Origin of the sequence: Pantoea sp. GABEPS69 (assembly GCF_045780835.1) — a bacterium.
Taxonomy (GTDB): domain Bacteria; phylum Pseudomonadota; class Gammaproteobacteria; order Enterobacterales; family Enterobacteriaceae; genus Pantoea; species Pantoea septica.
Genome location: NZ_CP118618.1, coordinates 1,303,995 through 1,325,905 on the forward strand (window position 1 = coordinate 1,303,995; position 21,911 = coordinate 1,325,905).

Below are 21,911 nucleotides of genomic sequence, written 5' to 3' on the forward strand. Positions count from 1 at the left end.
TCCTCAGCGTCGTTCAGCCGGCAAATGCGCGGCTTTGTTCACGTCATACCACCAGCTTTCCAGCCCGCTGGCATAGGCGGGCTTGACGGCGGGATGGGAAAACTTATCCCAGTAGGCCATGCGATCTTCCGCGTTGTACCACATCGGAATCATATAGGCATTCCATAACAGGATGCGATCCAGCGCCTGGCCGAGCGGCAGCAGCGCCGCTTTATCGCCCTGATGCGCCACAATCGCTTTAACAAAGTGATCGACCAGCGGATCTTTTAGCCGCGCGCTGTTCCAGGAGGAGTCGATGTAGTCGGACTGCCAGCTGACCTGCAAATCGGAACTGGGGATGGGCATCGCCAGATAGACCCTGGCGGTCATATCGTAATCGCCTTCGCGCAGCCGGCGCAGATACTGGGAGGCGTCCACCACGCGCAGCGTCAGGCTGATACCGAGGCGCGACAGGCTATGCTGCAGCGGCAGCGCCCAGTCGTTGCTGGCGCCGCTGCGCAGCAGCAGCTCGATGCGCAGCGGCTGACCGGTCTGAACGTTCACCAGCTGCTGGTTTTTTACCTGCCAGCCCGCCTGCCGCAGCAAATCCAGCGCTTTCAGCAGGTTCGCGCGATCGTAGCCGCTGCCGTCGGTGCGCGGCGGCGCGTAGGGCGTGGTGAAGATCTCCGGCGGCAGTTGATCTTTAAACGGCGCCAGCAGCGCCTGCTGCGCGGCGTCCGGCAGGCCGTGCGCGGCGTATTCGGTATTCTGAAAATAGCTGCTGACCCGCTGATAGGCGCCGTAGAACAGCGCCTTATTCATCCACTCGAAGTCGAACGCCAGCGTCAGCGCCTGGCGCACCCGACGGTCGCGGAACGGCGCCTTTTCGTTGTTGATGGCCAGCCAGGTGGTATTGGTCGACGCCTGGTTAGGCGTGGTCTCTTTGATAATCTGCTGATTGTCGAAATTGCGGCCGCGATACTGGGTCGCCCACTTTTTGGCGGAGCCCTCCTCGCGCAGGTCGAACGCGCCCGCCTTAAAGGCTTCGAAGGCGACGTTATCGTCTAGGTAGTAGTCGTAACGCAGCGTATCGAAATTGAACCGACCGCGGTTTACCGGCAGATCCGCCGCCCAGTAATTTTTCACCCGGCTGTACTCGATATACTGACCCAGCTTATAGCGGCTGATGCGATAGGGGCCGCTTGAGAGCGGCGGGGCGCTCAGCGGCTCGTTAAATTTTTTATCCTGCCAGAAGCGCTGCGACAGCACCGGCAGCGTCAGCAGCCCCAGCATTAAATCCCGGTCTGGCTTCGGCAGATCGATGCGCACGCGCTGGCGATCCAGCGCCTTTACCGTCGTCCCGCGATAAATCACGCGAAACTGCGGCACGCCTTCATGCATAAACTTAGCGAAGGTAAAGGCGACGTCCGGTGCGGTGATGGGCGTGCCGTCGTGAAACCGCGCGCGCGGATTAAGGCGAATCTCCATCCAGCGGAAGTCGTCGGCATAGCGCGCCGACTCGGCGACAAGCGGATAGTAGCTGCCCGGCTCGTCGTCGGAAGAGGTAAACAGGCGATCGTAAAGCGTCTCGGTGCCTGCGCCGGGATTGCCGCGCGAGGCGTAACGGTTAAAGTTATCGTAAGTGCCTACTACTGCCTGAGTAAGCTGTCCGCCTTTTGGCGCGGCGGGATCCGCATAGTCAAAGTGGCTGAAACCGGGGGCGTATTTCGGTTCACCCAGCGTGGCGAAGGCGCGGCTTTCGCGCACGACTTCCGCGCGCAACGGCGCGCAAAGGGCCATTAACAGCAGCAGCGATATCAGGCGAAACAGCATAGGATTCAGGTTCTCCCGTGGTTATTCGCAGGCTAGCGTAGCAGCATCCGGGGCGGGGCGGCCAGCTATCCCGCCAGGGTCGCCAGGCTGCGGCTGCGGTAATAGTCGATTAGCCGGTCCGGCTTCAGCGGCCGGCTAAAAAGGTAGCCCTGCATATGGCTGACGCCGCGCTGCACCAGCCATGCCGCCTGCTCGCCGGTTTCCACGCCTTCGGCGACGGTTTTCAGGTTCAGCTTCTTCGCCAGATGGAGCACCGCGTCCAGCACCGGCGAGTTCAGGGTTTGCGTCCCGATGCTCTGCACGAAGCCGCGATCGATCTTGATATAGTCGAAGGGGTATTTTTCCAGATAGATCAGCGCGCTGTGGCCGGTACCGAAATCGTCTATCGCAATCTGAATATCGTTCTGATGCAGCCAGGCGAAAACCTCTCCGGCATTTTTATCGCGCACCATGGTGCGTTCGGTCACTTCAAACACGTAGCTGAAATGGTTATCCGGCATGGCGGCGATCCAGCGCTTAACGTCCTGTTGAAAACTCTCCGACGCCAGATGCAGCGGCGAAAGATTCAGGCTCATATGGGTACCGGCGGGAACGTAGGGATTGAGCCGGTGCGCATCGCGCGCCACCAGCTCGAACAGATGACGCGTCAGCGGAATAATCAGGTTCAGCGACTCGGCGTAGCTGATAAACATATCCGGCGGGATAAGGCCTTCGCTTGGGTGGTTCCAGCGCAGCAGCGCTTCCAGCCCGTAGGCGCGACCGCTGAGGGTGCTGATCAGCGGCTGATACTCGACGTGAAACTCGCCGCGTTTGATGCCGAGCAGGATCTCTTTGCCAGGACGCTGGTTCATCGACAGCAGCAGCCAGCAGCCGCCGCCTACCAGCAGCGACAGCAAAATGCCGCTCAGCACGATCATCTGAATATCGCGCATCGATACCGTATCGCCATAGAGAACAAACTGCAGCGGATAGCCGTCGAGCGCCAGCTGCATCAGCGGCTGCGGCGGCAGGTCGCTCTTCGCGATCGTAACAGGCTGCCAGCTGGCGAGCGCGCTGTTCTGCGCCACCAGCGCCATGCCGGAAATTTCAGGATGATAAGAGGCCAGCAGCTGATAGGGCGTCAGGTTAAGGTTGATGGTGGCGAGCACGCCGGACTGCACGCTTTGCGGATTGCGCAGCCAGAGAGCGAAGACCGGCTTGCCGGGCTGTAACGGCGTGCCGCTCAGCAGGCGAAGATCGCGATCGCGGCTGAGATCGGTCTGGTCGGAAATGGCGTTGAGCGGCAGGCGAAACGCGCCGGTCGCCGAGGAGCAAAAAGCGTAGCCTTCGCGCACCAGCAAAATCGCCCGCAGATCGCCGGCGAAGGCGGCGCGAGAGGTCAGTTCCTGGCTGATGGCGTGACAGTCGAAACGGCTAAAAGAGAGAAGGGGATTCAGGGTATGGGTGACTAATCTGTCCAGCGACTGCTGTAGCGCATCGCGGCTGTCGTGCAGCAGCTGTTGATGCTGTAGCTGCCGCTTATGCCAGATGAATGTCAGCAAAATCAGGGTAAACAGAATAAAGAACAGGCTACCGAAAATCGCGCTGCTCCAGGCGATGCGGCGAGGATAGGTGGCCTGGCGCATCAGCGCCCTGGACAATGGCATGAAGTGCTTTCCCCTTGTCTTATCTTTTATTATTGACTGTGCACGACTGCTCTCTGGCGAAGGCCATGAGAATATAACGAGAAGACAGGAAATGTCTCGTTATTCTTCTGATAAACAATCACTTTTACGTGATTACTATGCATTTATCCGGTGCAGGGGCGAAAAAAAACGCTGCCGAAGCAGCGTTCTGTTTTCTCTGGCTGAGAAACGATCGAAGGTCAGGAATCAGCTGGGATTGCGGCTTAATACCCGACGCCCTTCGCGGTAGCGTTTTTTCCAGTAGCTGTCGTTCAGACTGGAAATCATCACGCCGCTGCTGGTGGACGCGTGAACGAAATTATCGTTGCCGAGATAGATCCCTACATGACGACCGGTTGAGCCGGCGCGGAATAGCACCAGATCGCCGGGACGCAGTTTGCCGCGTGAAATTTCGCTGCCGGTGTCCTGCTGTTCAGAGGTTGAACGCGGCAGCTCTAAACCGAACTGGTCGCGAAAAGTGCGCTGAACGAAAGCGGAACAGTCGATGCCGCGTTTGGTGTCGCCGCCGAGACGGTAACGAACGCCTTTCCAGTCGGCGTATTGCTCCATGATGCGGGACTTAACATCCACGCTCCGCACCATCTCTTCGAATTCATCCTGAGACGCCTGAAGTAAAAAACCATTCTGGTTGTTAACTTCATGATTCTCGTTTTTTGCGTGTTGACCGGTACTGCTGCATGCCGAGAGGAGTGTTGCCAGCGCCACTGCAGGCACAATCCGCCAGATATATCTCAGTATTGGTTGAGACTTGACCATTGTTCGTATATTCCTTCGATGTCCTTACGACAGAATGTCGCCAGCCAGATGACAAAACGGATTGAGATTAATAAGCACTGCTCTCTAAGACAATTCCTTAATTACTAAAATGTGTTAACGAACACGTTTTTGTATAAAAAGGAGCCGAATTTTCTGCTGCCATACCCTCAACGCCTTGGAGGTTAACCGATTCCAGACGCCGTGGCGAGTGGTTTTACGCAATTTCTAATAGCTTTTTTTGATGTGAAATCAGTCTTTAACAGACTGGTTACTTTATCCGCAGTTTTTGAAAATTATCCTTAAAATAAGGACATCAAATGGGGTCAATTCTTCGGGTAGGGCGCTTTTTAAGAGCTTTAGCGCTGGACAGCGTGGGAGAAAGCGCCTTTATCAGCAGAAAACATCATAATATTTTCTATATATCGCTATATGGTTAGCTTGCTAATAATACTGGCGGGATTTTAATAAGCGCGGAGAGATAAGAATATGGCCATTCTTCACTCCGCGCTTATCAATAGATTTGAGATTTAATTACCTGCGGCTATTCAGGGCTTATATTTGCCGGGCAGTTTGCGGTAGAAGAAGCTGACAATCGCGTCGCTCAGCGGCGTCAACAGCACCCAGCTCAGTCCTACCAGCAGCACCGAAAGCGAGCCGACGGCGATATCGGTAAACCAGTGCGCGCCCGCCATCACGCGGGGCAGGGCGAAAATCACCACGATAGCCGCGCCGGTAAGAAAGGCGCGGAAGCCGAAATAGCGCCACATAAAACAAGCGAAAATCATCAGCATCATGCCGTGATCGCCAGGGAAGCTGTTGGACGAAGCGTCCTTGGCCGGAATGCCGGTCAGCTCGCTGACGCGATGGGCGTTTTCAAAAAACAGCGTCGGACTTTTATGCTGCACCGGCAGCAGGTGGCCGAGCTGGTTGAGAATAACCGCGCTGAGCAGCATGGTGACGCCGATCGCCAGCATACGGCGGCGGCCCGGCGGCGTTTCGCGGCGCCAGTAGAAGAGATAGAGCGCGCCCATCGCCAGCAGCGACACCAGATCGAAGCCGCGGAAATTAGTGATCGCCACCAGCAGGGCAAAGCCAGGATGATCGACCATCTGGTTATTAAAGCTGAAGAAGATCCCTTTATCGACGCCGGCCCAGAAACCGTGATCGGGCGGCAGATACCAGGAGAGAAACAGAACAACGCCAAGCGCGTTGAGCAGCAGTATTGTGACAAAACGAGTTGCGCGCATCGTATTCACTCAAATAAAAATTAACGGCAGAAACTAACCTGGCCAGTTTAAACGAAGCCTCAACAGCTGAGACTGCAAACGATTCCAGTCCACAGGTTGCGAGTGGATCAGTTCAATACGGCTGTCGGGCGCATCGGCGGTCAGGGTTTCGACCTGCACATCGCCGCTCTGACCATTGAGGCGCAGCGTGCCGTCCGGCGTGCGCAGCACTCCTTTAATGCGCTCGACCGGGACGAGACGCGCCCACGCCAGCAGCGCGGCGCCATCGAACCGCGTCGCGCTGTCAAAGATCCAGCCGCAGGCAACGTAGCCCTGGCCTTCAGTTAGCGCCCGGCGCCAGCGCGTCTCGCCATCGAGGCGCAGCGCGGCGAGGACGCTATCGCGTTGACGATGGGCATGATGATGCGCAGGCTGCGGCAGCGCTTGACGGTTCGTGCGCGGCAGATCGAGCAGCGCCGCGTCGACCGCGCCGAAGCGCGTTTCGATAAAAGCACGGCCGTTAAGCATCGCCTCCTGCCACTGCTGCAGGCGCTGGCGATCGTCTTCGTCCCAGCGGTCGCTTTTGTTGCCGATAATCGCATCCGCCGCCGCCAGCTGATCGCGAAAATTTTCATTGGTCGTCACCCGCGCATCGGCGAGCTGGCGGGCGTCGAGCAGCGTCAGCGTGGCGTTCAGCTGCAGAAGCGGCTGATAAACCGGCGCGCTCAGCATCTCCAGCAGCTGGCGCGGGTGCCCGAGACCGGTGGGTTCGATCAGCAGGCGATCCGGGCGGTGCTGCTTCAGCAGCATATTCAGCCCCACCTGCATCGGCAGGCCGTTGACACAGCACATGCAGCCGCCGGGGATCTCCTTTAACGCCGCGCCGCTGTCGCGCAGCAGCGCGCCGTCGATGCCGATTTCGCCGAACTCATTAACCAGAATCGCCCAGTTTTCCTGCGCCGGCTTGCGGGCCAGCAGATAACGCAGCAGGGTGGTTTTGCCGCTGCCGAGAAAGCCGGTAATAAGATTGACGCGCGTCATGTTCCTGCCTCCTTAAACGAGAATGGCCGCGAAAGCGGCCATAATGTTACTTTATAACATAAACTGCGTCTGTTAGTCAGCGCGGCTCATATAGCGGCGTTCAGCGATATGAATGCGGATGCGGTCGCCGTTGCTCAGGTATTCCGGCACCTGAATGCTCAGACCGGTGCTCATGCCGGCCGGTTTGGTGCGCGCGCTGGCAGACGCGCCTTTAATGCCAGGCGCGGTATCGACGATTTCCATATCCACGGTCTGCGGCAGCTCAAGCGCCAGCACCTGGCCGTCCATCGTCAGCACCTGAATGCCCGGAATGCCGCCTTCGGGAATAAACAGCAGCTCTTCTTCAATCTGATCTTTTTTGAACGAGTAGGGCGTGTAGTCCTCGTCATCCATAAAAACGTATTCGTCGCCGTCAATATAAGAAAAGGTGACGCTGCGGCGGCTGAGCTGAATGACGTCCAGAATATCGTCGCCTTTGAAACGCTCTTCCACCTTCAGCCCGGTACGGATATCTGTGAAGCGCATCTTATACAGCGTCACGGCGCCGCGCGCGCTCGGACTCTGAATATCGATATCTTTAACCATCAGCAGCTTGCCGTTCCAGCTCACCGCCATCCCTTTTTTGATCTCATTCGCTCTTGGCATTGCAACTCTCGCTTAAAGAAGGATTCCGATGCGCGCCACGTTACTCGCGCCGGGTTAAACAGGCAATATGGCGTCGGAAAAAATGCGCGCAATGACGCAGACGTGGCTTTCGCGCGCGCGGCCTGCTATTGTCGCGGCTCAATTCTCGCTGGAGCGCATCATGCAATGCCGTAGTCAGTGCGGCGCCTGCTGTACCGCGCCTTCGATCTCTTCGCCGATCCCCGGCATGCCTCAGGGCAAACCCGCCAATACCCCTTGCGTTCAGCTTGACGCCGACCTGCGCTGCAAACTGTTCGGCTCGCCGCTGCGGCCCGCCGTCTGCGCCGGTTTGCAGCCGTCGCGCGATATGTGCGGCGCCACGCGCCACGACGCGATGGTCTATCTGCTGCAGCTGGAAGCGGACACCGCGCCCTGACCGAGCTGAAGTTGCTGACGCGTGCGCCGACGCGCGAGCACACCGTTACAGCGCGCGTTCAGCTCCCTGAGGTTATTCTTACTCTCTCTGTTATGAAGTGTGCGTAACGTCAAAAATCTGCTACGCATTTTACGCATTTTCTTGCATGGCATGATGGGCTGTACCAGACTCCTTGAAACGTTTCAGCGCGGCAGAGACGCGCTTTGCGCCCCGTCGCCGCGCTTTTAACGGCCACCAGGCTGAAACGATTCAATTTCAGTAAGCGAGGAGAAATATGTTCCAGCTCGAATTGCAGGCCATCCACACCGGAGCCCGCGCACAAAATAAAGAAGAGGCGATCCGTCAGGTCGCGGCGGCGCTGACCGCAGCGGGCAACGTAGCGGAAGGCTATGTCAACGGCATGCTGGCGCGCGAGCAGCAGACCTCAACTTTTCTGGGCAACGGCATCGCCATTCCGCACGGCACCACCGATACGCGCGACCTGGTGCAGAAAACCGGCGTGCAGGTGTTTCAGTTTCCACAGGGCGTCGCCTGGGGCGAAGATCAGACCGCCTATGTGGCGATCGGCATCGCGGCGAAATCTGACGAACACCTGGCGCTGCTGCGTCAGCTGACGCACGTGCTGAGCGACGACAGCGTCGCCGAACAGCTCAAAACCGCCTCGGCGGAAGATCTGCGCGCGCTGCTGATGGGCGAAAAACAGGCGGCCGAATTCAGCTTCGATACCTCGCTGATTACCTTAGACGTCGCCGCCAGCGATCTGATTACGCTGCAGGCGCTGAACGCCGGCCGCCTGCAGGCCGCAGGCGCGGTAGACGCCAGCTTTGTCGCCGACGTAATGGCCGCGACGCCGCTGAGCCTGGGCCAGGGCATCTGGCTGAGCGACAGCAGCCGCGGCAACCTGCGCAGCGCGGTCGCGGTCAGCCGCGCCGCCGCGCCGGGCGAACATCAGGGCGAGAAAGTGGCGCTGATGGTCACGGTATCCGCCGTCGACGAGCGACCGCTGGAGGTGCTGAGCTATCTCAGCACGCTGCTGCAAAACGGCAAGGCGGATCGCCTGCTGAAAGCGGACGCGGCGGGCGTCTACGCGCTGCTCACCAGCGAAGTAGACGAGCAGGCCGAGGTGCTGAGCGCAGAGTTCACCATCCGCAACGAGCACGGGCTGCACGCGCGTCCCGGCACGGCGCTGGTCAGCGTGATCAAACAGTTCAATAGCGATATTACCGTTACCAACCTCGACGGCAGCGGCAAACCGGCTAACGGCCGCAGCCTGATGAAAGTGGTGGCGCTGGGCGTGAAGAAAGGCCATCGCCTGCGCTTTACCGCCAGCGGCGAAGATGCGCAGCAGGCGCTGAACGCCATTGAAGAGGCGATTAATTCCGGCCTGGGCGAGGGGGCAGCATGAGCAGACGCGTCGCAACTATTACGCTGAATCCCGCTTACGATCTGGTGGGCTTCGTCCCGGAGATCGAGCGCGGCGAGGTCAACCTGGTGAAAACCACCGGCCTGCATGCGGCCGGCAAAGGCATTAACGTGGCGAAGGTGCTGAAAGATCTCGGCATTGACGTCACGGTAGGCGGCTTCCTCGGCAAAGAGAATCAGGACGGCTTTCAGCAGCTGTTTAGCGAGCTGGGCATCGCCAACCGTTTTCAGGTGGTGCCAGGCCGCACGCGCATCAACGTCAAGCTCACCGAGCAAAATAACGACGTCACCGATCTTAACTTCTCCGGCTTTGACGTAAGCCAGCAGGACTGGGATCGCTTTACCAGCGATTCGCTGACCTGGCTCGGCCAGTTCGACATGGTGTGCGTCAGCGGCAGCCTGCCGTCAGGCGTACAGCCGGAAGCCTTTACCCGCTGGATGAGCGACCTGCGCACCCACTGCCCGTGCATTATTTTCGACAGCAGCCGCGAAGCGCTGGTGGCAGGCCTGAAAGCCGCGCCCTGGCTGGTGAAGCCTAACCGTCGCGAGCTGGAGATCTGGGCAGGGCGCAAACTGCCGACGCTGCAGGATGTGATTGGCGCGGCGCATGAGCTGCGCGAGCAGGGCATCGCCCACGTGGTGATTTCGCTGGGCGCGGAGGGCGCGCTCTGGGTCAACGCCTCAGGCGAATGGATCGCTAAACCGCCGGTGTGCGAAGTGGTCAGCACCGTGGGCGCGGGCGACTCAATGGTCGGCGGCCTGATTTACGGCCTGCTAATGCGCGAATCCAGCGAACACACGCTGCGTCTTGCGACGGCGGTGGCGGCCATGGCCGTCAGCCAGAGCAACGTCGGCGTTACCGATCGTACCCAGTTGGCCGCGATGATGGCGCGCGTCGACTTACAACCCGTTAACTGACAGCAGGAGAGCGATAATGAAAACGCTGCTGATAAAAGATCCTTCTATTGGTCAGGCCTCGGCCTGGATGGCGCAACAGCGTCTGACCGCCGCCGCCGCGCAGGCGGGTTTCTCCTTTACGGACAACCCGGCGGAAGCGGAGCTGGCGATCGTCCTCGGTCGCGAGCTGCCGAACGACGCCGCGCTGAACGGTAAATCCGTCTGGCTGGGCGATGCGCAGCAGGCGGTGCGCGCGCCTGAGCAGTTCCTTGCCCAGGCGAAAGCGGAAGCGAAACCCTGGCAGCCAGTGGCCGTCGCAACAGCTGCGGCGCCGACGGCTGTACAGCCGAATGCGCAGAAACGCATTGTCGCGGTCACCGCCTGTCCGACCGGCGTGGCGCATACCTTTATGGCCGCCGAAGCGATTCAGGCGGAAGCGACCAAACGCGGCTGGTGGGTGAAAGTGGAAACCCGCGGCTCCGTCGGCGCAGGCAATGCGATTACGCCGGAAGAAGTGGCGGCAGCCGATCTGGTGATCGTGGCGGCGGATATCGAAGTCGACCTGGCGAAGTTCGCCGGCAAGCCGATGTATCGCACCTCAACCGGTCTGGCGCTGAAGAAGACGGCGCAGGAGCTGGATAAGGCGGTGGCCGAAGCCAGACCTTACAAAGCTGCCGGCGCGCAGAGCGGCGAGCCGCAGGAAGAGAAAAAAGAGAAAGCGGGCGCTTACCGTCACCTGCTGACCGGCGTCTCCTATATGCTGCCGATGGTGGTAGCGGGCGGCCTGAGCATCGCGCTCTCCTTCGCCTTCGGCATTACCGCCTTTAAAGAGCCGGGCACGCTGGCGGCGGCGCTGATGCAGATCGGCGGCGGCAGCGCCTTTGCGCTGATGGTGCCGGTGCTGGCGGGCTTTATCGCGTTCTCCATTGCCGATCGTCCGGGCCTGACGCCGGGCCTGATTGGCGGCATGATCGCCACCAGCATTAACGCCGGCTTCCTCGGCGGCATTATCGCCGGTTTCATCGCCGGCTATGCGGCGAAGCTGATCAGCGGCAAGCTCAAGCTGCCGCAAAGTATGGAAGCGCTGAAGCCTATTTTGATTATCCCGCTGGTGGCCAGCCTGATTACCGGCCTGCTGATGATCTACGTGGTAGGCAAACCGGTCGCGGCGATCATGACCGGCCTGACCGCCTGGCTGGCGAACATGGGCACGGCGAACGCGGTGCTGCTGGGCGCGATTCTGGGCGGCATGATGTGTACCGATATGGGCGGTCCGGTGAATAAAGTGGCCTACGCCTTCGGCGTCGGCCTGCTGAGTTCGCAGACTTACGCGCCGATGGCGGCGATTATGGCGGCGGGCATGGTGCCGCCGCTGGCGATGGGCGTCGCGACCCTGGTGGCGCGCCGTAAGTTTAATAAAGGTCAGCAGGAGGGCGGTAAAGCGGCGCTGGTGCTGGGGCTCTGCTTTATCTCTGAGGGCGCGATTCCGTTTGCGGCACGCGATCCGATGCGCGTACTGCCGTGCTGTATCGTCGGCGGCGCACTGACCGGCGCTATCTCGATGTATATCGGCGCGAAGCTGATGGCGCCGCACGGCGGTCTGTTCGTGCTGCTTATTCCTGGCGCGATTACGCCGGTGCTGGGCTACCTGGTATCGATTATCGTCGGCACCGCGGTGGCGGGACTGGGTTACGCGATCCTGAAACGCCCGGAAGAGGAGCTGGCGAAAGCCTGATCCTTGCTGCGGGGCGTCTGCGGACTCCCTACAGCGGCTGAGTAGTTTATAAAGCCGGTGACAGGGACCGAAGAGCAAAGCGTCCCGCGACAAGGACAAAAACGCCGGGAGCGTTTTTGAACAACGCAGCGCGTTGGCCCGGTAACGGGCGCACCTCAGGGATGAGGTGCGTATTGTGCGGGCCGAGCTGGCAGGGATGCCGTTTTTTGCGTCTTTGCGATCGGGCCCTGTCACCTGCGATGAGCACAGCATTAACAACGATAAGGGAGCCATGTGGCTCCCTCTTTTAGTTTTTCTGCTCTGCCTTTAGCCAGGCGATCTCATCCTTCCAGATATCTGGATTAATGGTCTCCAGAATCAGCGGAATACCATCAAAGCGCGCATCCTTCATCAGCCAGCTAAACGGCGTTTTGCCGATATTGCCTTCGCCCAGGCTGTGATGACGGTCGACGCGGCTGCCGAAGGCGCTCTTGGCGTCGTTCAGGTGCATGCCGCGCAAATACTGGAAGCCGACGATGCGCTCGAACTCGGCGAAGGTCTCTTCGCACGCCGCTTCGGTTCGCAGATCGTAGCCGCCCGCGAAGGCATGACAGGTATCGATACAGACGCCGACGCGCGATTTATCCTCGACGTGCTCGATAATGGTCGCCAGATGTTCAAAGCGAAAGCCGAGGTTGCTGCCCTGGCCGGCGGTATTCTCGATCACCGCCACCACCTGCGAGGTCTTATCCAGCGCGAAATTCACCGACTCGGCGATGCGCTTCAGGCACGCCTCTTCGTCTATCTTGTTCAGATGACTGCCGGGATGGAAGTTAAGCAGCGTCAGACCCAGCTGCTCGGCGCGCTGCATCTCGTCGATAAAAGCGGCGCGCGACTTCTCCAGCGGCTCCGCTTCCGGATGGCCCAGGTTAATCAGAAAGCTGTCGTGCGGCAGGATCTGCTGCGGGCCAAAGTGATATTTTTCGCAGGCGGCCTTAAAGGCGTCGATGGTCTCCGCCGAAAGCGGGGCCGCCTTCCACTGCCGCTGATTCTTGGTAAACAGGGCAAACGCGGTGGCTTCCAGTTCATGGGCACGAATCACTGCCTGCTCTACGCCGCCAGACGCGCTGACGTGTGCGCCGATATATTTCATGCCGCTTCTCCAGAAAAGGCTGACTAAAAGAAGCCCGCATCATACCCGATGCATCTACTGCAAGAAATGCTGCACCAGCAGATTGATGGCGCCGCCGCCGACGATCAGCCAGACAAAAACCATCAGCCCCAACAGCAGCGGTTTCACGCCTGCCTGACGCAGCGCGCCGAAGCGCGTGGTGAGGCCGAGCGCCGCCATCGCCATTGCCAGCAGCAGGTTGGCGGCCTGATTAATATCGGCGACCCAGGCGGCCGGCAGCAGATGCAGCGAGTTGAACAGCGCCACGCCGATAAAACCGAGCGCGAACCAGGGAAACGCGATGCCCTGGCGCGGCGATTGCTGCGGCGCGCGGCGCAGCCAGCCGCTCAGGCAGAGCAGAAACGGCGCCAGCATCATGACGCGCAGCATTTTCGCGATCACCGCGCTGTTCTCCGCCTCCGGGCCGATTGCATGACCGGCCGCCACCACCTGCGCCACCTCATGGATGGTCGAGCCGGTAAAGATGCCGAACTGCGCAACGCTCAGCTGAGGGAAAGAGTGTTGCGCCACCAGCCAGAGCGGGGGATAGATCAGGATCGCGAGGGTGCCATACAGCACCACGGTCGCCACCGCCACCGCCACTTTCGTCGGCGACGCTTTCACCACCGGCTCGGTGGCGAGCACCGCTGCCGCGCCGCAGATGCTGCTGCCCGCGCCGATCAGCCAGACCGTTTCGCGGTCAAGCTTCAGCAGCTTTACGCCCAGCAGACAGGTAATAAAGAAGGTTGAGCTCAGCGTCAGCACGTCGATCAGCACGCCGCTCGCGCCGACGTCGGCGATCTGCTGCAGCGTAATGCGAAAACCGAACAGAATAACGCCGAGGCGCAACAGCTTCTGCTTCGCCAGTAGCACGCCCGCGTCGCAGTGCGGGGCGAGAGAAGGGTAAAGCGTGTTGCCGACCAGAATGCCGAGCATAATCGCCAGCGTCAGCGCGCCGAGGCCCAGACCGGCGATCTCCGGGCGCTGCGCCAGCCAGGCCGCACCGCCGGCAATCGCAGCGGTCAGCAGCAGGCCGGGAAAACGGTGTTGAATAAAAAAGGGAAGTCGGGGAAAAGTCAGCTCTGCCATAATCTGCTCCTTGTGTCAGGCAAAGCATGCGTCGCGCTGGCTTAAAAGTGAAATTGATAATATATTTATAATTAACCAGATAAAACGATAAGGCCGAAAGATGTTATTTGGACGTTTGCGCCGCTGGGCCGCCCTGATTAAAAAAGATGTGCTGACGCTGTGGTTCGCCTGTCGCGACCCGCGCACCCCATGGTGGTTCAAGCTGCTGGCGTTTGGGCTGGTGGCCTATGCGCTCAGCCCCATCGATCTGATCCCCGATTTCATCCCCATCGTCGGCCTGCTCGACGATGCGATTATCATTCCGCTCGGCGTGCTGATCCTGCTGCGTCTGCTGCCGCGCGACGTCCGTATCGGCAGCGCGGAGCGCGCCGAAGTGCAGCGCGCGCGTGGCAAAAAAGTGGTCAGCGGCTTCGGCCTGTTTCTGATGGTGCTGATCTGGCTGGGAGTGCTGTACTACCTTGTCCAGCGCTACGCGATGTAAGGAAAATCCATGCATATCACGCTGCGACAGATCGAAGTCTTTACCGAAGTGCTGAAAAGCGGCTCGACCACACAGGCCTCGCAGGTGCTGGCGCTCTCGCAGTCGGCGGTGAGTGCGGCGCTGGCGGATCTGGAAGGCCAGCTTGGCGTGCAGCTATTCGATCGCGTCGGCAAGCGGCTGGTGCTCAACGAACACGGCCGTTTGCTTTATCCGCGCGCCATTGGTCTGCTGGAGCAGGCGGGCGAAATCGAACAGCTGTTCAAAGAGGACAACGGCGCGATCCGCATCTACGCCAGCAGCACCATCGGCAATTACCTGCTGCCGGGCATGATAGCCGCCTATCGCCGCGACTTTCCCGGCCTGCCGCTGGAGCTGAGCGTCGGCAACAGCCAGGATGTGATCAACGCGGTGGCCGATTTTCGCGTCGACGTCGGCCTGATCGAAGGGCCGTGCCATATGACCGAGCTGGTAAGCGATGCCTGGCTGGAGGATGAGCTGGTGGTCTTCGCCGCGCCCGATGCGGAGATCCTGCGCCAGCCGGTGACGCTGGAAAGCCTCGGGAACGCGCCCTGGATCCTGCGCGAGCACGGCTCCGGCACGCGCGAAATCGTCGACTATCTGCTGCTCTCGCACCTGCCCGCGTTTCAACTGGGCATGGAGCTGGGCAATTCCGAGGCGATCAAGCATGCGGTGCGGCACAATATGGGCATCAGCTGCCTGTCGCGGCGCGTGATCGCCGATCTGCTGGAGGCGGGCACCTTAGTGGAGCTGACGATTCCGCTGCCGCGGCTGACGCGTACCCTGTACCGCATCCATCATCGTCAGAAGCACCTTTCCAGAGCGCTTGACCGCTTTCTCTCCTACTGCCGCGAGTAGCCGCAAGAGGTTTTTGCTTATAATTCAGCGGCGATCATGAAGGTAACTAATAACACGGCGTCAATGCTATACAGAGCAGGGTGAATTGCTACAATCGCGCCTCATTTTTAGCGAGCCTAGTGTTTACACATGCATAACGACACAAATACAACACAACAACCTGCGTTACGACGCGAGTTAAAGGCGCGTCACCTGACGATGATCGCCATCGGCGGATCGATCGGCACCGGCCTGTTCGTGGCCTCCGGCGCTACCATCTCCCAGGCGGGGCCGGGCGGCGCGCTGCTTTCCTACGCGCTGATTGGCCTGATGGTCTACTTTCTGATGACCAGCCTCGGCGAGCTGGCAGCCTTTATGCCGGTTTCCGGCTCCTTCGCCACCTACGGCGCAAAGTATGTGGAAGAGGGTTTTGGTTTCGCCCTCGGCTGGAACTACTGGTACAACTGGGCGGTGACCATCGCCGTGGATCTCGTCGCCTCGCAGCTGGTGATGAACTACTGGTTTCCCGATACGCCGGGCTGGATCTGGAGCGCGCTGTTCCTCTGCCTGATGTTCCTGCTTAACGTTATTTCGGTCAAAGGCTTTGGCGAAGCGGAGTACTGGTTCTCGCTGATCAAGGTGGCGACCGTGATTATCTTTATCGTGGTCGGCGTACTGATGATCGTGGGCATCCTGCGCGGCGGCGAGCACGCTGGCTGGCATAACTGGCAGGTCGGCGACGCGCCGTTCGCCGGCGGATTCGCCGCGATGATCGGCGTGGCGATGATTGTCGGCTTCTCTTTCCAGGGCACCGAACTGATCGGCATCGCGGCGGGCGAATCAGAAGATCCGGCGAAAAACATTCCGCGCGCCGTGCGCCAGGTGTTCTGGCGTATTCTGCTGTTTTATATCTTCGCGATTCTGATTATCAGCCTGATCCTGTCTTACACCGATCCGCAGCTGCTGCACAACGACGTCACCGACATCAGCGTCAGCCCCTTTACGCTGGTGTTCCAGAACGCGGGACTGCTCTCGGCGGCGGCGGTGATGAACGCGGTGATCCTGACGTCGGTGTTGTCGGCGGGCAACTCCGGCATGTACGCCTCGACGCGCATGCTCTATAACCTGGCAAGCGAAGGCAAAGCGCCGCGCATTTTCGCCCGGCTGTCGAAAGGCGGCGTGCCGCGCAACGCGCTGCTGGCGACCACCGTCGTAGCCGGCCTCTGCTTCCTGACCTCGAAGTTCGGCAATCAGGAAGTTTATCTCTGGCTGCTCAATACCTCGGGCATGACCGGTTTTATCGCCTGGCTGGGTATCGCCATCAGCCACTATCGCTTCCGTCGCGGCTATATCAAGCAGGGCCATAGTCTGGATGACCTGCCGTACCGCTCGGGCTTTTTCCCGCTCGGCCCGATTTTCGCCTTCGTGCTCTGTCTGATCATCACCCTGGGCCAGAACTACCAGGCGTTCCTCAACGACAGCATCGACTGGTACGGCGTCGCCGCTACCTATATCGGCCTGCCGCTGTTTTTGCTGATCTGGATGGGCTATAAGCTGACGCGCGGCACCCGCTTCGTGAAGTACAGCGAGATGGAATTCCCGACGCATAAAGAGTGAGGTTAACCTTCACCATCACAGTAAGCGCGGCCTGGCCGCGCTTTTTTCGTTAAGGTGCCGTTTTGTTTAGGTTGAAGAATTGATAATTATTATCATCTGCTCTATTGTGGCAGCGTTTTCGACCGAACCTTTAAAACAGGCTTTTTATGACGGACTCAACTCTGCCCGCGCAGGGCGCTATGGGCCGCTATCATCAGGTATTGCGCCGCCGCATGCTGATGATCGCCGTGCTGGTGCTGGCGATTATCGCCTCGCTGGTGCTGGACTTTACCCTTGGCCCGGCCGGCCTCTCGTTGCCGACTCTCTGGCAATCGCTGCTCCATCCCGCCACGGTTGACGCCGGCACGCGCGTCATCGTCTGGGATATTCGTTTGCCCTACGCGCTGATGGCGGTCGTGGTCGGCTTTTGCCTCGGACTGGCGGGCGCCGAGATGCAAACCATCCTCAATAACCCGCTGGCCAGTCCCTTTACCCTCGGCGTCTCTTCGGCGGCGGCGTTCGGCGCGGCGCTGGCGATTATTCTCGGCATCGGCATTCCCGGCGTGCCGGATCAGTGGCTGATCTCCGCCAACGCCTTTGTGTTCGCGCTGTTCGCCGCGCTGATGCTCGACGGCGTCACGCGCTGGACGCGGGTCTCCACCTCGGGCGTGGTGCTGTTCGGCATCGCGCTGGTGTTCACCTTTAACGCGCTGGTGTCGATGATGCAGTTTATCGCCAGCGAAGATACCCTGCAGGGGCTGGTGTTCTGGACCATGGGCAGCCTGGCGCGCGCCTCCTGGGAGAAGCTCGGCGTGCTGAGCGCGGCCTTCGCGCTGCTGCTGCCGTTCTCGCTGCTCAGCAGCTGGAAGCTGACCGCGCTGCGCCTCGGCGAAGATCGCGCCGTCAGCTTCGGCATCGACGTGCGCCGCCTGCGCCTGGCGACGCTGCTGCGCATCAGTATTCTCTCCGCGCTGGCGGTCGCCTTTGTCGGGCCGATCGGCTTTATCGGGCTGGTAGCGCCGCATATCGCCCGCATGATCTTCGGCGAAGATCACCGCTACTATCTGCCCGCCAGCGCCCTGACCGGCGCCCTGGTGCTCTCGATGGCGTCGGTCGCCTCCAAGAACCTTATTCCCGGCGTGATTATTCCGGTTGGCATCGTCACCTCGCTGGTCGGCGTACCGTTCTTCCTGAGCATTATTCTGCGCCATCGGGGGAATGTATGACTCAGGGTCTGACGTTAAAACATTTCACCGCGGGCTATCCCAAACGCAAGGTCATTGAGGATCTCAGCGTGGGGCTGCTGCCGCGCGGCCAGATCACCGTGCTGCTGGGGCCAAACGGCTGCGGCAAGTCGACGCTGCTGCGCGCGCTGGCCGGGCTGAACAAAGGGCAGGGCGAGCTGTGGCTGAACGGCGAAGAGCTGATGCAGCAGCCGTTCGCGCGCCGCGCCCAGCGCGTGGTCTATCTGCCGCAGTCGCTGCCGGCGGGCGTGCATCTGCACGTGCTGGAGTCGATTATCGTGGCGCAGCGCGCCTCGGGCGGTTTGCATAACGCCGCCAGCGAAGCGGAAGTCATGTATCTGCTGGAGCAGCTCGGCATTTCGCATCTGGCGATGCGCTATCTCGATCAGCTTTCAGGCGGGCAGAAACAGCTGGTCGGTCTGGCGCAGTCGCTGATCCGTCGCCCGGAGCTGCTGCTGCTGGATGAGCCGCTGAGCGCGCTGGACCTGAACTATCAGTTTCACGTGATGGATCTGGTGCGGCGCGAAACCGCCCAGCGCAATATCGTTACCGTGGTGGTGGTGCACGATATCAATATCGCCTTACGGCATGCGCACCATGCGCTGATGCTGAAAGAAGGTGCATTGATAGCGGACGGCGTGCCGGAGCAGGTGATTACGCCGGAGACGCTGGCGCAGGTGTACGGCGTGAAAGGGCGTATCGAACACTGTTCGCAGGGAATGCCGCAGGTGATGATCGACGGGCTGGTCGGCGCGGAACTGGTTTAAGAAAAAGGGCCGCATCGCGGCCCTGAACGACCTACACCAGCAAGTGCTGCGCATGGAAGCGCAGATGATCCTCGACGAAGGTCGCAATAAAGTAGTAGCTGTGGTCATAGCCCGGCTGCACGCGCAGCGTCAGCGGAAACCCAACCTCTTTCGCCACCACATCCAGCCGCTCCGGCTGCAGCTGATCCGCCAGGAACTGATCGCTGTCGCCCTGATCGATCAGGATCGGCAAGCGCGACTGCACCTCGCGCATCAGCGCGCAGCTGTCGTATTCGCGCCAGGCTGCGCGATCCTCGCCCAGATAGGTGCTGAACGCTTTCTGCCCCCAGGGCACCTCGCCCGGATTGACGATAGGCGCAAAGGCCGACGCCGACGCAAAGCGGTTGCCGAGACGCAGCGCCAGCATCAGCGCGCCGTGGCCGCCCATCGAATGCCCCATAATCGACTGCCGCTCGCTGATGTTGAAGTTGTCGGCGACCAGCGCCGGCAGCTCCTGACTCAGGTAGTCGAACATGCGAAAGTGCGCCGACCAGGGCGCCTGGGTCGCGTTAAGGTAAAACCCCGCGCCCTGGCCGAGATCGTACGCCTCGTCGTTGGCGACCGCCTCGCCGCGCGGGCTGGTGTCCGGCATAATCAGCACCAGGCCCAGCTCCGCCGCGACGCGCTGCGCGCCGGCTTTGGTGCTGAAGTTCTCATCCGTGCAGGTCAGGCCTGCCAGAAACCACACCGCAGGCGGCGGCGTGTCGCCTTTCGGACTGGGCAAAAAAATGCTGAAGGTCATCGGGCAGTTAAGCGCGACTGACTGATGCCGCCAGCGTTGCTGCCAGCCGCCGAACATCCGGTGTTCTTCCAGCAGTTCCAGCGTGGATGCCATATCGCCTCCCGATTACTTGTTAAAGTGCACCACCGAACGGATCGATTTCCCTTCATGCATCAGATCGAAGGCGTCGTTGATCTCTTCCAGCGGCATGGTGTGGGTAATAAAGTCGTTCAGGGCGAATTTGCCGTCCAGATAATCCTGTACGATACCCGGCAGCTGCGAGCGGCCCTTCACGCCGCCGAAGGCGGAACCGCGCCAGACGCGACCGGTCACCAGCTGGAACGGACGGGTTGAGATCTCTTCGCCCGCGCCAGCCACGCCGATAATCACCGATTCGCCCCAGCCTTTATGACAGCATTCCAGCGCGGAACGCATCACGTTGACGTTGCCGATGCACTCAAAGGAGAAATCGACGCCGCCGTCGGTCATCTCGACGATGACTTCCTGAATCGGCTTCTCATGATCTTTCGGGTTCACCAGGTCGGTAGCGCCCAGCTTGCGCGCCAGGTCGAATTTGCTGGTGTTGATGTCGATAGCGATGATGCGTCCCGCTTTTGCCATCTTCGCGCCGATAATCGCCGACAGGCCGATGCCGCCGAGGCCGAAAATCGCCACGGTATCGCCTTCTTTCACTTTGGCGGTATTCATTACCGCGCCCATGCCGGTGGTCACGCCGCAGCCCAGCAGACAAACTTCTTCCAGCGGCGCCTCTTTGCTGATTTTCGCCAGCGAAATTTCCGGCACCACGGTGTACTCGGAGAAGGTTGAGGTGCCCATGTAATGGAAAATCGGCTTGCCGTCTTTAAAGAAACGCGTGGTGCCATCTGGCATCAGGCCTTTGCCTTGGGTGGCGCGGATCGCCTGGCAGAGATTGGTTTTGCCCGACAGGCAGAATTTGCACTTGCCGCACTCCGGGGTGTAGAGCGGGATCACGTGATCGCCGACTTCAACGCTGGTCACGCCTTCGCCGACCGCTTCTACCACGCCGCCGCCTTCATGACCGAGGATGGCCGGGAATACGCCTTCCGGATCTTTGCCGGACAGGGTATAGGCATCGGTATGGCATACGCCGGTAGCAACGATGCGCACCAGCACTTCGCCTTTCTGCGGCGGCATCAAATCCACTTCTTCGATTTTCAGCGGTTCGCCAGCAGCCCAGGCAACGGCGGCGCGGGTTTTAATCATGTTCATGCAATCCCTCTTGCGGTCAGATAGGGACGCGCCGGTCTGGACGCGTCCGTGAGTCGTGATATCAATAAAAATAGCGCGTAATCGGCAATTACTCTGCCAGCTGCAGCGGATGCAGCAGCTGGTCGTCCTGCGGCCGGTCGTCGAACATATCAATAATCAAATATTTCAGCGCTTCGACGTTGGGGGTAAAGGCGTCGCGACGCCACATTAGCCAGGTGGCGGTATCGCGATACGCCGCCGGCAGCTGATGCGCCTGCACGCGGGCGCGCTCAGGCATCTGCTTCAGCACCGATTCGGGGATCATCGCCACGCCTGCGCCGCCCGCCACGCAGGCCATCATCGCGTGGTAGGACTGGATCTCCATTACGCTGCCAGGGGCGACGCCGCTGTCGCGATACCAGGCTTCCAGCTTCACGCGATAGGAGCAGCTGTTGCGAAACGCGAACAGGGTGTCGTTTTGCGCGTCGCGCGCGCTCTCCACCGGCGCATGATCCAGGCTGGTGATCAGCGTCAGGGTTTCGCGAAAGGCGATGCAGCCGTTGAGATCGTCATAAGGTGCCGGACCGTCAACCAGCGCGGCGGCCAGCGTGCCTTCACGCACCTTGTCGATAATCTCGCCGGAGGTGCTGGTGATCAGCGACAGCGCTACCTTCGGGAAGCGCTGATGATAGGCCGCCAGCAGGCCGGGCAGACGCGTCGCCGCGGTGCTCTCCATCGAGCCGAGCGCGAAGTTGCCGGCCGGTTCGCCCGCGCGCGCCATGCTCAGCGCCTCGTCACTCAGCGCCAGGATGCGCTGCGCATAGTTAAGGAAGTTGTGGCCCATCGGCGACAGACGAATGCGCTGTTTCTCGCGTATAAACAGATCGACGCCCATCTCCTCTTCCAGCTGGCGCAGCCGCGTGGTGAGGTTGGATGGGACGCGATGGAGTTGTTCCGCGGCACGCGCCAGCGAACCGGTTTCGGCCACGGAACAGAACATGCGTAGCTGGACAAGATCCATATATTCTCTTCCCGTAAACAACTTGATGTGAATTATTCAGTTTTCGTGAGTTTAATAAGCTGGCATGTTATAAGCAAGCACTAA

The 21,911-nt window shown here is 60.2% G+C and carries 20 protein-coding genes; 9 read left to right on the forward strand and 11 right to left on the reverse strand.

Translation table 11 applies throughout. The features are described 5' to 3' along the window. Nucleotides 1-3 precede the first annotated feature (3 nt). From PVE98_RS06235 to yeiP, 6 genes are all read right to left on the reverse strand, one after another. Nucleotides 4-1,812: an extracellular solute-binding protein gene (locus PVE98_RS06235; RefSeq protein WP_033750361.1), complete on the reverse strand. Its 1,809-nt coding sequence runs from the start codon at nucleotides 1,810-1,812 to the stop codon at nucleotides 4-6. A 65-nt stretch (nucleotides 1,813-1,877) separates the two neighbouring features. Continuing rightward, nucleotides 1,878-3,458 (reverse strand): cyclic di-GMP phosphodiesterase, encoded by a 1,581-nt coding sequence (locus PVE98_RS06240; protein ID WP_333620709.1) that lies wholly within the window; start codon nucleotides 3,456-3,458, stop codon nucleotides 1,878-1,880. Nucleotides 3,459-3,683: 225 nt separating this feature from the next. Next, complete coding sequence (mepS, locus tag PVE98_RS06245) at nucleotides 3,684-4,253, reverse strand: bifunctional murein DD-endopeptidase/murein LD-carboxypeptidase (protein ID WP_065426286.1); 570 nt, start codon at nucleotides 4,251-4,253, stop codon at nucleotides 3,684-3,686. A gap of 545 nt (nucleotides 4,254-4,798) precedes the next feature. Continuing rightward, nucleotides 4,799-5,500 carry a phosphatase PAP2 family protein gene (locus PVE98_RS06250; protein ID WP_096073500.1) on the reverse strand — a complete coding sequence of 234 codons (702 nt, stop codon included), beginning with the start codon at nucleotides 5,498-5,500 and terminating at the stop codon, nucleotides 4,799-4,801. Nucleotides 5,501-5,533: 33 nt separating this feature from the next. After that, nucleotides 5,534-6,520, reverse strand: a complete 987-nt coding sequence (locus PVE98_RS06255) for a GTP-binding protein (protein ID WP_096073499.1) — start codon at nucleotides 6,518-6,520, stop codon at nucleotides 5,534-5,536. Nucleotides 6,521-6,592: 72 nt separating this feature from the next. Beyond that, nucleotides 6,593-7,165 carry an elongation factor P-like protein YeiP gene (yeiP, locus tag PVE98_RS06260; RefSeq protein WP_033750350.1) on the reverse strand — a complete coding sequence of 191 codons (573 nt, stop codon included), beginning with the start codon at nucleotides 7,163-7,165 and terminating at the stop codon, nucleotides 6,593-6,595. A gap of 160 nt (nucleotides 7,166-7,325) precedes the next feature. On the opposite strand from yeiP, the gene PVE98_RS06265 reads away from it, so the two are divergent. The 4 genes from PVE98_RS06265 to fruA all read left to right on the forward strand — a co-directional run bounded on the left by PVE98_RS06265 (nucleotide 7,326) and on the right by fruA (nucleotide 11,634). Further along, nucleotides 7,326-7,580 carry a YkgJ family cysteine cluster protein gene (locus PVE98_RS06265; protein ID WP_033791692.1) on the forward strand — a complete coding sequence of 85 codons (255 nt, stop codon included), beginning with the start codon at nucleotides 7,326-7,328 and terminating at the stop codon, nucleotides 7,578-7,580. 274 nt (nucleotides 7,581-7,854) lie between these two features. Continuing rightward, complete coding sequence (gene fruB, locus PVE98_RS06270) at nucleotides 7,855-8,985, forward strand: fused PTS fructose transporter subunit IIA/HPr protein (protein WP_096073498.1); 1,131 nt, start codon at nucleotides 7,855-7,857, stop codon at nucleotides 8,983-8,985. Continuing rightward, the gene (gene fruK, locus PVE98_RS06275; protein WP_033750346.1) at nucleotides 8,982-9,920 is read left to right on the forward strand and encodes a 1-phosphofructokinase; all 939 of its coding nucleotides are present in this window, start codon (nucleotides 8,982-8,984) and stop codon (nucleotides 9,918-9,920) included. The genes fruB and fruK overlap by 4 nt, the downstream gene beginning before the upstream one ends. Nucleotides 9,921-9,936: 16 nt before the next feature. After that, the gene (gene fruA, locus PVE98_RS06280; protein WP_033750344.1) at nucleotides 9,937-11,634 is read left to right on the forward strand and encodes a PTS fructose transporter subunit IIBC; all 1,698 of its coding nucleotides are present in this window, start codon (nucleotides 9,937-9,939) and stop codon (nucleotides 11,632-11,634) included. Between the two features lie 286 nt (nucleotides 11,635-11,920). Here fruA and nfo read toward each other — a convergent pair whose 3' ends face one another. Together nfo and PVE98_RS06290 are read right to left on the reverse strand one after the other, a co-directional pair. Further along, nucleotides 11,921-12,766, reverse strand: a complete 846-nt coding sequence (nfo, locus tag PVE98_RS06285; protein WP_033750342.1) for a deoxyribonuclease IV — start codon at nucleotides 12,764-12,766, stop codon at nucleotides 11,921-11,923. 54 nt (nucleotides 12,767-12,820) lie between these two features. After that, nucleotides 12,821-13,873 (reverse strand): YeiH family protein, encoded by a 1,053-nt coding sequence (locus PVE98_RS06290; RefSeq protein WP_096073497.1) that lies wholly within the window; start codon nucleotides 13,871-13,873, stop codon nucleotides 12,821-12,823. Nucleotides 13,874-13,973: 100 nt separating this feature from the next. Here PVE98_RS06290 and PVE98_RS06295 point away from each other — a divergent pair, with 100 nt between their 5' ends. The 5 genes from PVE98_RS06295 (at nucleotide 13,974) to PVE98_RS06315 (ending at nucleotide 18,816) form a co-directional block, all read left to right on the forward strand. Continuing rightward, nucleotides 13,974-14,354, forward strand: a complete 381-nt coding sequence (locus PVE98_RS06295) for a YkvA family protein (protein WP_033750337.1) — start codon at nucleotides 13,974-13,976, stop codon at nucleotides 14,352-14,354. A gap of 9 nt (nucleotides 14,355-14,363) precedes the next feature. Next, nucleotides 14,364-15,230, forward strand: a complete 867-nt coding sequence (gene yieE, locus PVE98_RS06300; protein WP_033750334.1) for a DNA-binding transcriptional regulator YeiE — start codon at nucleotides 14,364-14,366, stop codon at nucleotides 15,228-15,230. Nucleotides 15,231-15,359: 129 nt separating this feature from the next. After that, nucleotides 15,360-16,826 (forward strand): amino acid permease, encoded by a 1,467-nt coding sequence (locus PVE98_RS06305; RefSeq protein WP_096073496.1) that lies wholly within the window; start codon nucleotides 15,360-15,362, stop codon nucleotides 16,824-16,826. A 146-nt stretch (nucleotides 16,827-16,972) separates the two neighbouring features. Beyond that, nucleotides 16,973-18,031, forward strand: coding sequence for an iron ABC transporter permease (locus PVE98_RS06310; RefSeq protein WP_033750328.1), 1,059 nt, complete (start codon nucleotides 16,973-16,975; stop codon nucleotides 18,029-18,031). Then, nucleotides 18,028-18,816 (forward strand): ABC transporter ATP-binding protein, encoded by a 789-nt coding sequence (locus PVE98_RS06315; protein ID WP_096073494.1) that lies wholly within the window; start codon nucleotides 18,028-18,030, stop codon nucleotides 18,814-18,816. The genes PVE98_RS06310 and PVE98_RS06315 overlap by 4 nt, the downstream gene beginning before the upstream one ends. A 31-nt stretch (nucleotides 18,817-18,847) precedes the next feature. Here the strand turns inward: PVE98_RS06315 and fghA are convergent, their stop codons facing one another. From fghA to ptrR, 3 genes are all read right to left on the reverse strand, one after another. Continuing rightward, nucleotides 18,848-19,690, reverse strand: coding sequence for an S-formylglutathione hydrolase (gene fghA / locus PVE98_RS06320; protein ID WP_033750323.1), 843 nt, complete (start codon nucleotides 19,688-19,690; stop codon nucleotides 18,848-18,850). A 12-nt stretch (nucleotides 19,691-19,702) separates the two neighbouring features. Next, nucleotides 19,703-20,827 carry an S-(hydroxymethyl)glutathione dehydrogenase/class III alcohol dehydrogenase gene (locus tag PVE98_RS06325; RefSeq protein WP_033750320.1) on the reverse strand — a complete coding sequence of 375 codons (1,125 nt, stop codon included), beginning with the start codon at nucleotides 20,825-20,827 and terminating at the stop codon, nucleotides 19,703-19,705. Between the two features lie 88 nt (nucleotides 20,828-20,915). After that, nucleotides 20,916-21,827, reverse strand: coding sequence for a putrescine utilization regulator PtrR (gene ptrR, locus PVE98_RS06330; protein ID WP_033750317.1), 912 nt, complete (start codon nucleotides 21,825-21,827; stop codon nucleotides 20,916-20,918). Nucleotides 21,828-21,911 lie beyond the last annotated feature (84 nt).

Bases quoted from the DNA above. Each gene is read 5' to 3' on its own strand.
- PVE98_RS06235 (WP_033750361.1), bottom strand. From the start codon at position 1,812: ATGCTGTTTCGCCTGATATCGCTGCTGCTGTTAATGGCCCTTTGCGCG.
- PVE98_RS06240 (WP_333620709.1), bottom strand. From the start codon at position 3,458: ATGCCATTGTCCAGGGCGCTGATGCGCCAGGCCACCTATCCTCGCCGC.
- mepS (WP_065426286.1), bottom strand. From the start codon at position 4,253: ATGGTCAAGTCTCAACCAATACTGAGATATATCTGGCGGATTGTGCCT.
- PVE98_RS06250 (WP_096073500.1), bottom strand. From the start codon at position 5,500: ATGCGCGCAACTCGTTTTGTCACAATACTGCTGCTCAACGCGCTTGGC.
- PVE98_RS06255 (WP_096073499.1), bottom strand. From the start codon at position 6,520: ATGACGCGCGTCAATCTTATTACCGGCTTTCTCGGCAGCGGCAAAACC.
- yeiP (WP_033750350.1), bottom strand. From the start codon at position 7,165: ATGCCAAGAGCGAATGAGATCAAAAAAGGGATGGCGGTGAGCTGGAAC.
- PVE98_RS06265 (WP_033791692.1), top strand. From the start codon at position 7,326: ATGCAATGCCGTAGTCAGTGCGGCGCCTGCTGTACCGCGCCTTCGATC.
- fruB (WP_096073498.1), top strand. From the start codon at position 7,855: ATGTTCCAGCTCGAATTGCAGGCCATCCACACCGGAGCCCGCGCACAA.
- fruK (WP_033750346.1), top strand. From the start codon at position 8,982: ATGAGCAGACGCGTCGCAACTATTACGCTGAATCCCGCTTACGATCTG.
- fruA (WP_033750344.1), top strand. From the start codon at position 9,937: ATGAAAACGCTGCTGATAAAAGATCCTTCTATTGGTCAGGCCTCGGCC.
- nfo (WP_033750342.1), bottom strand. From the start codon at position 12,766: ATGAAATATATCGGCGCACACGTCAGCGCGTCTGGCGGCGTAGAGCAG.
- PVE98_RS06290 (WP_096073497.1), bottom strand. From the start codon at position 13,873: ATGGCAGAGCTGACTTTTCCCCGACTTCCCTTTTTTATTCAACACCGT.
- PVE98_RS06295 (WP_033750337.1), top strand. From the start codon at position 13,974: ATGTTATTTGGACGTTTGCGCCGCTGGGCCGCCCTGATTAAAAAAGAT.
- yieE (WP_033750334.1), top strand. From the start codon at position 14,364: ATGCATATCACGCTGCGACAGATCGAAGTCTTTACCGAAGTGCTGAAA.
- PVE98_RS06305 (WP_096073496.1), top strand. From the start codon at position 15,360: ATGCATAACGACACAAATACAACACAACAACCTGCGTTACGACGCGAG.
- PVE98_RS06310 (WP_033750328.1), top strand. From the start codon at position 16,973: ATGACGGACTCAACTCTGCCCGCGCAGGGCGCTATGGGCCGCTATCAT.
- PVE98_RS06315 (WP_096073494.1), top strand. From the start codon at position 18,028: ATGACTCAGGGTCTGACGTTAAAACATTTCACCGCGGGCTATCCCAAA.
- fghA (WP_033750323.1), bottom strand. From the start codon at position 19,690: ATGGCATCCACGCTGGAACTGCTGGAAGAACACCGGATGTTCGGCGGC.
- PVE98_RS06325 (WP_033750320.1), bottom strand. From the start codon at position 20,827: ATGAACATGATTAAAACCCGCGCCGCCGTTGCCTGGGCTGCTGGCGAA.
- ptrR (WP_033750317.1), bottom strand. From the start codon at position 21,827: ATGGATCTTGTCCAGCTACGCATGTTCTGTTCCGTGGCCGAAACCGGT.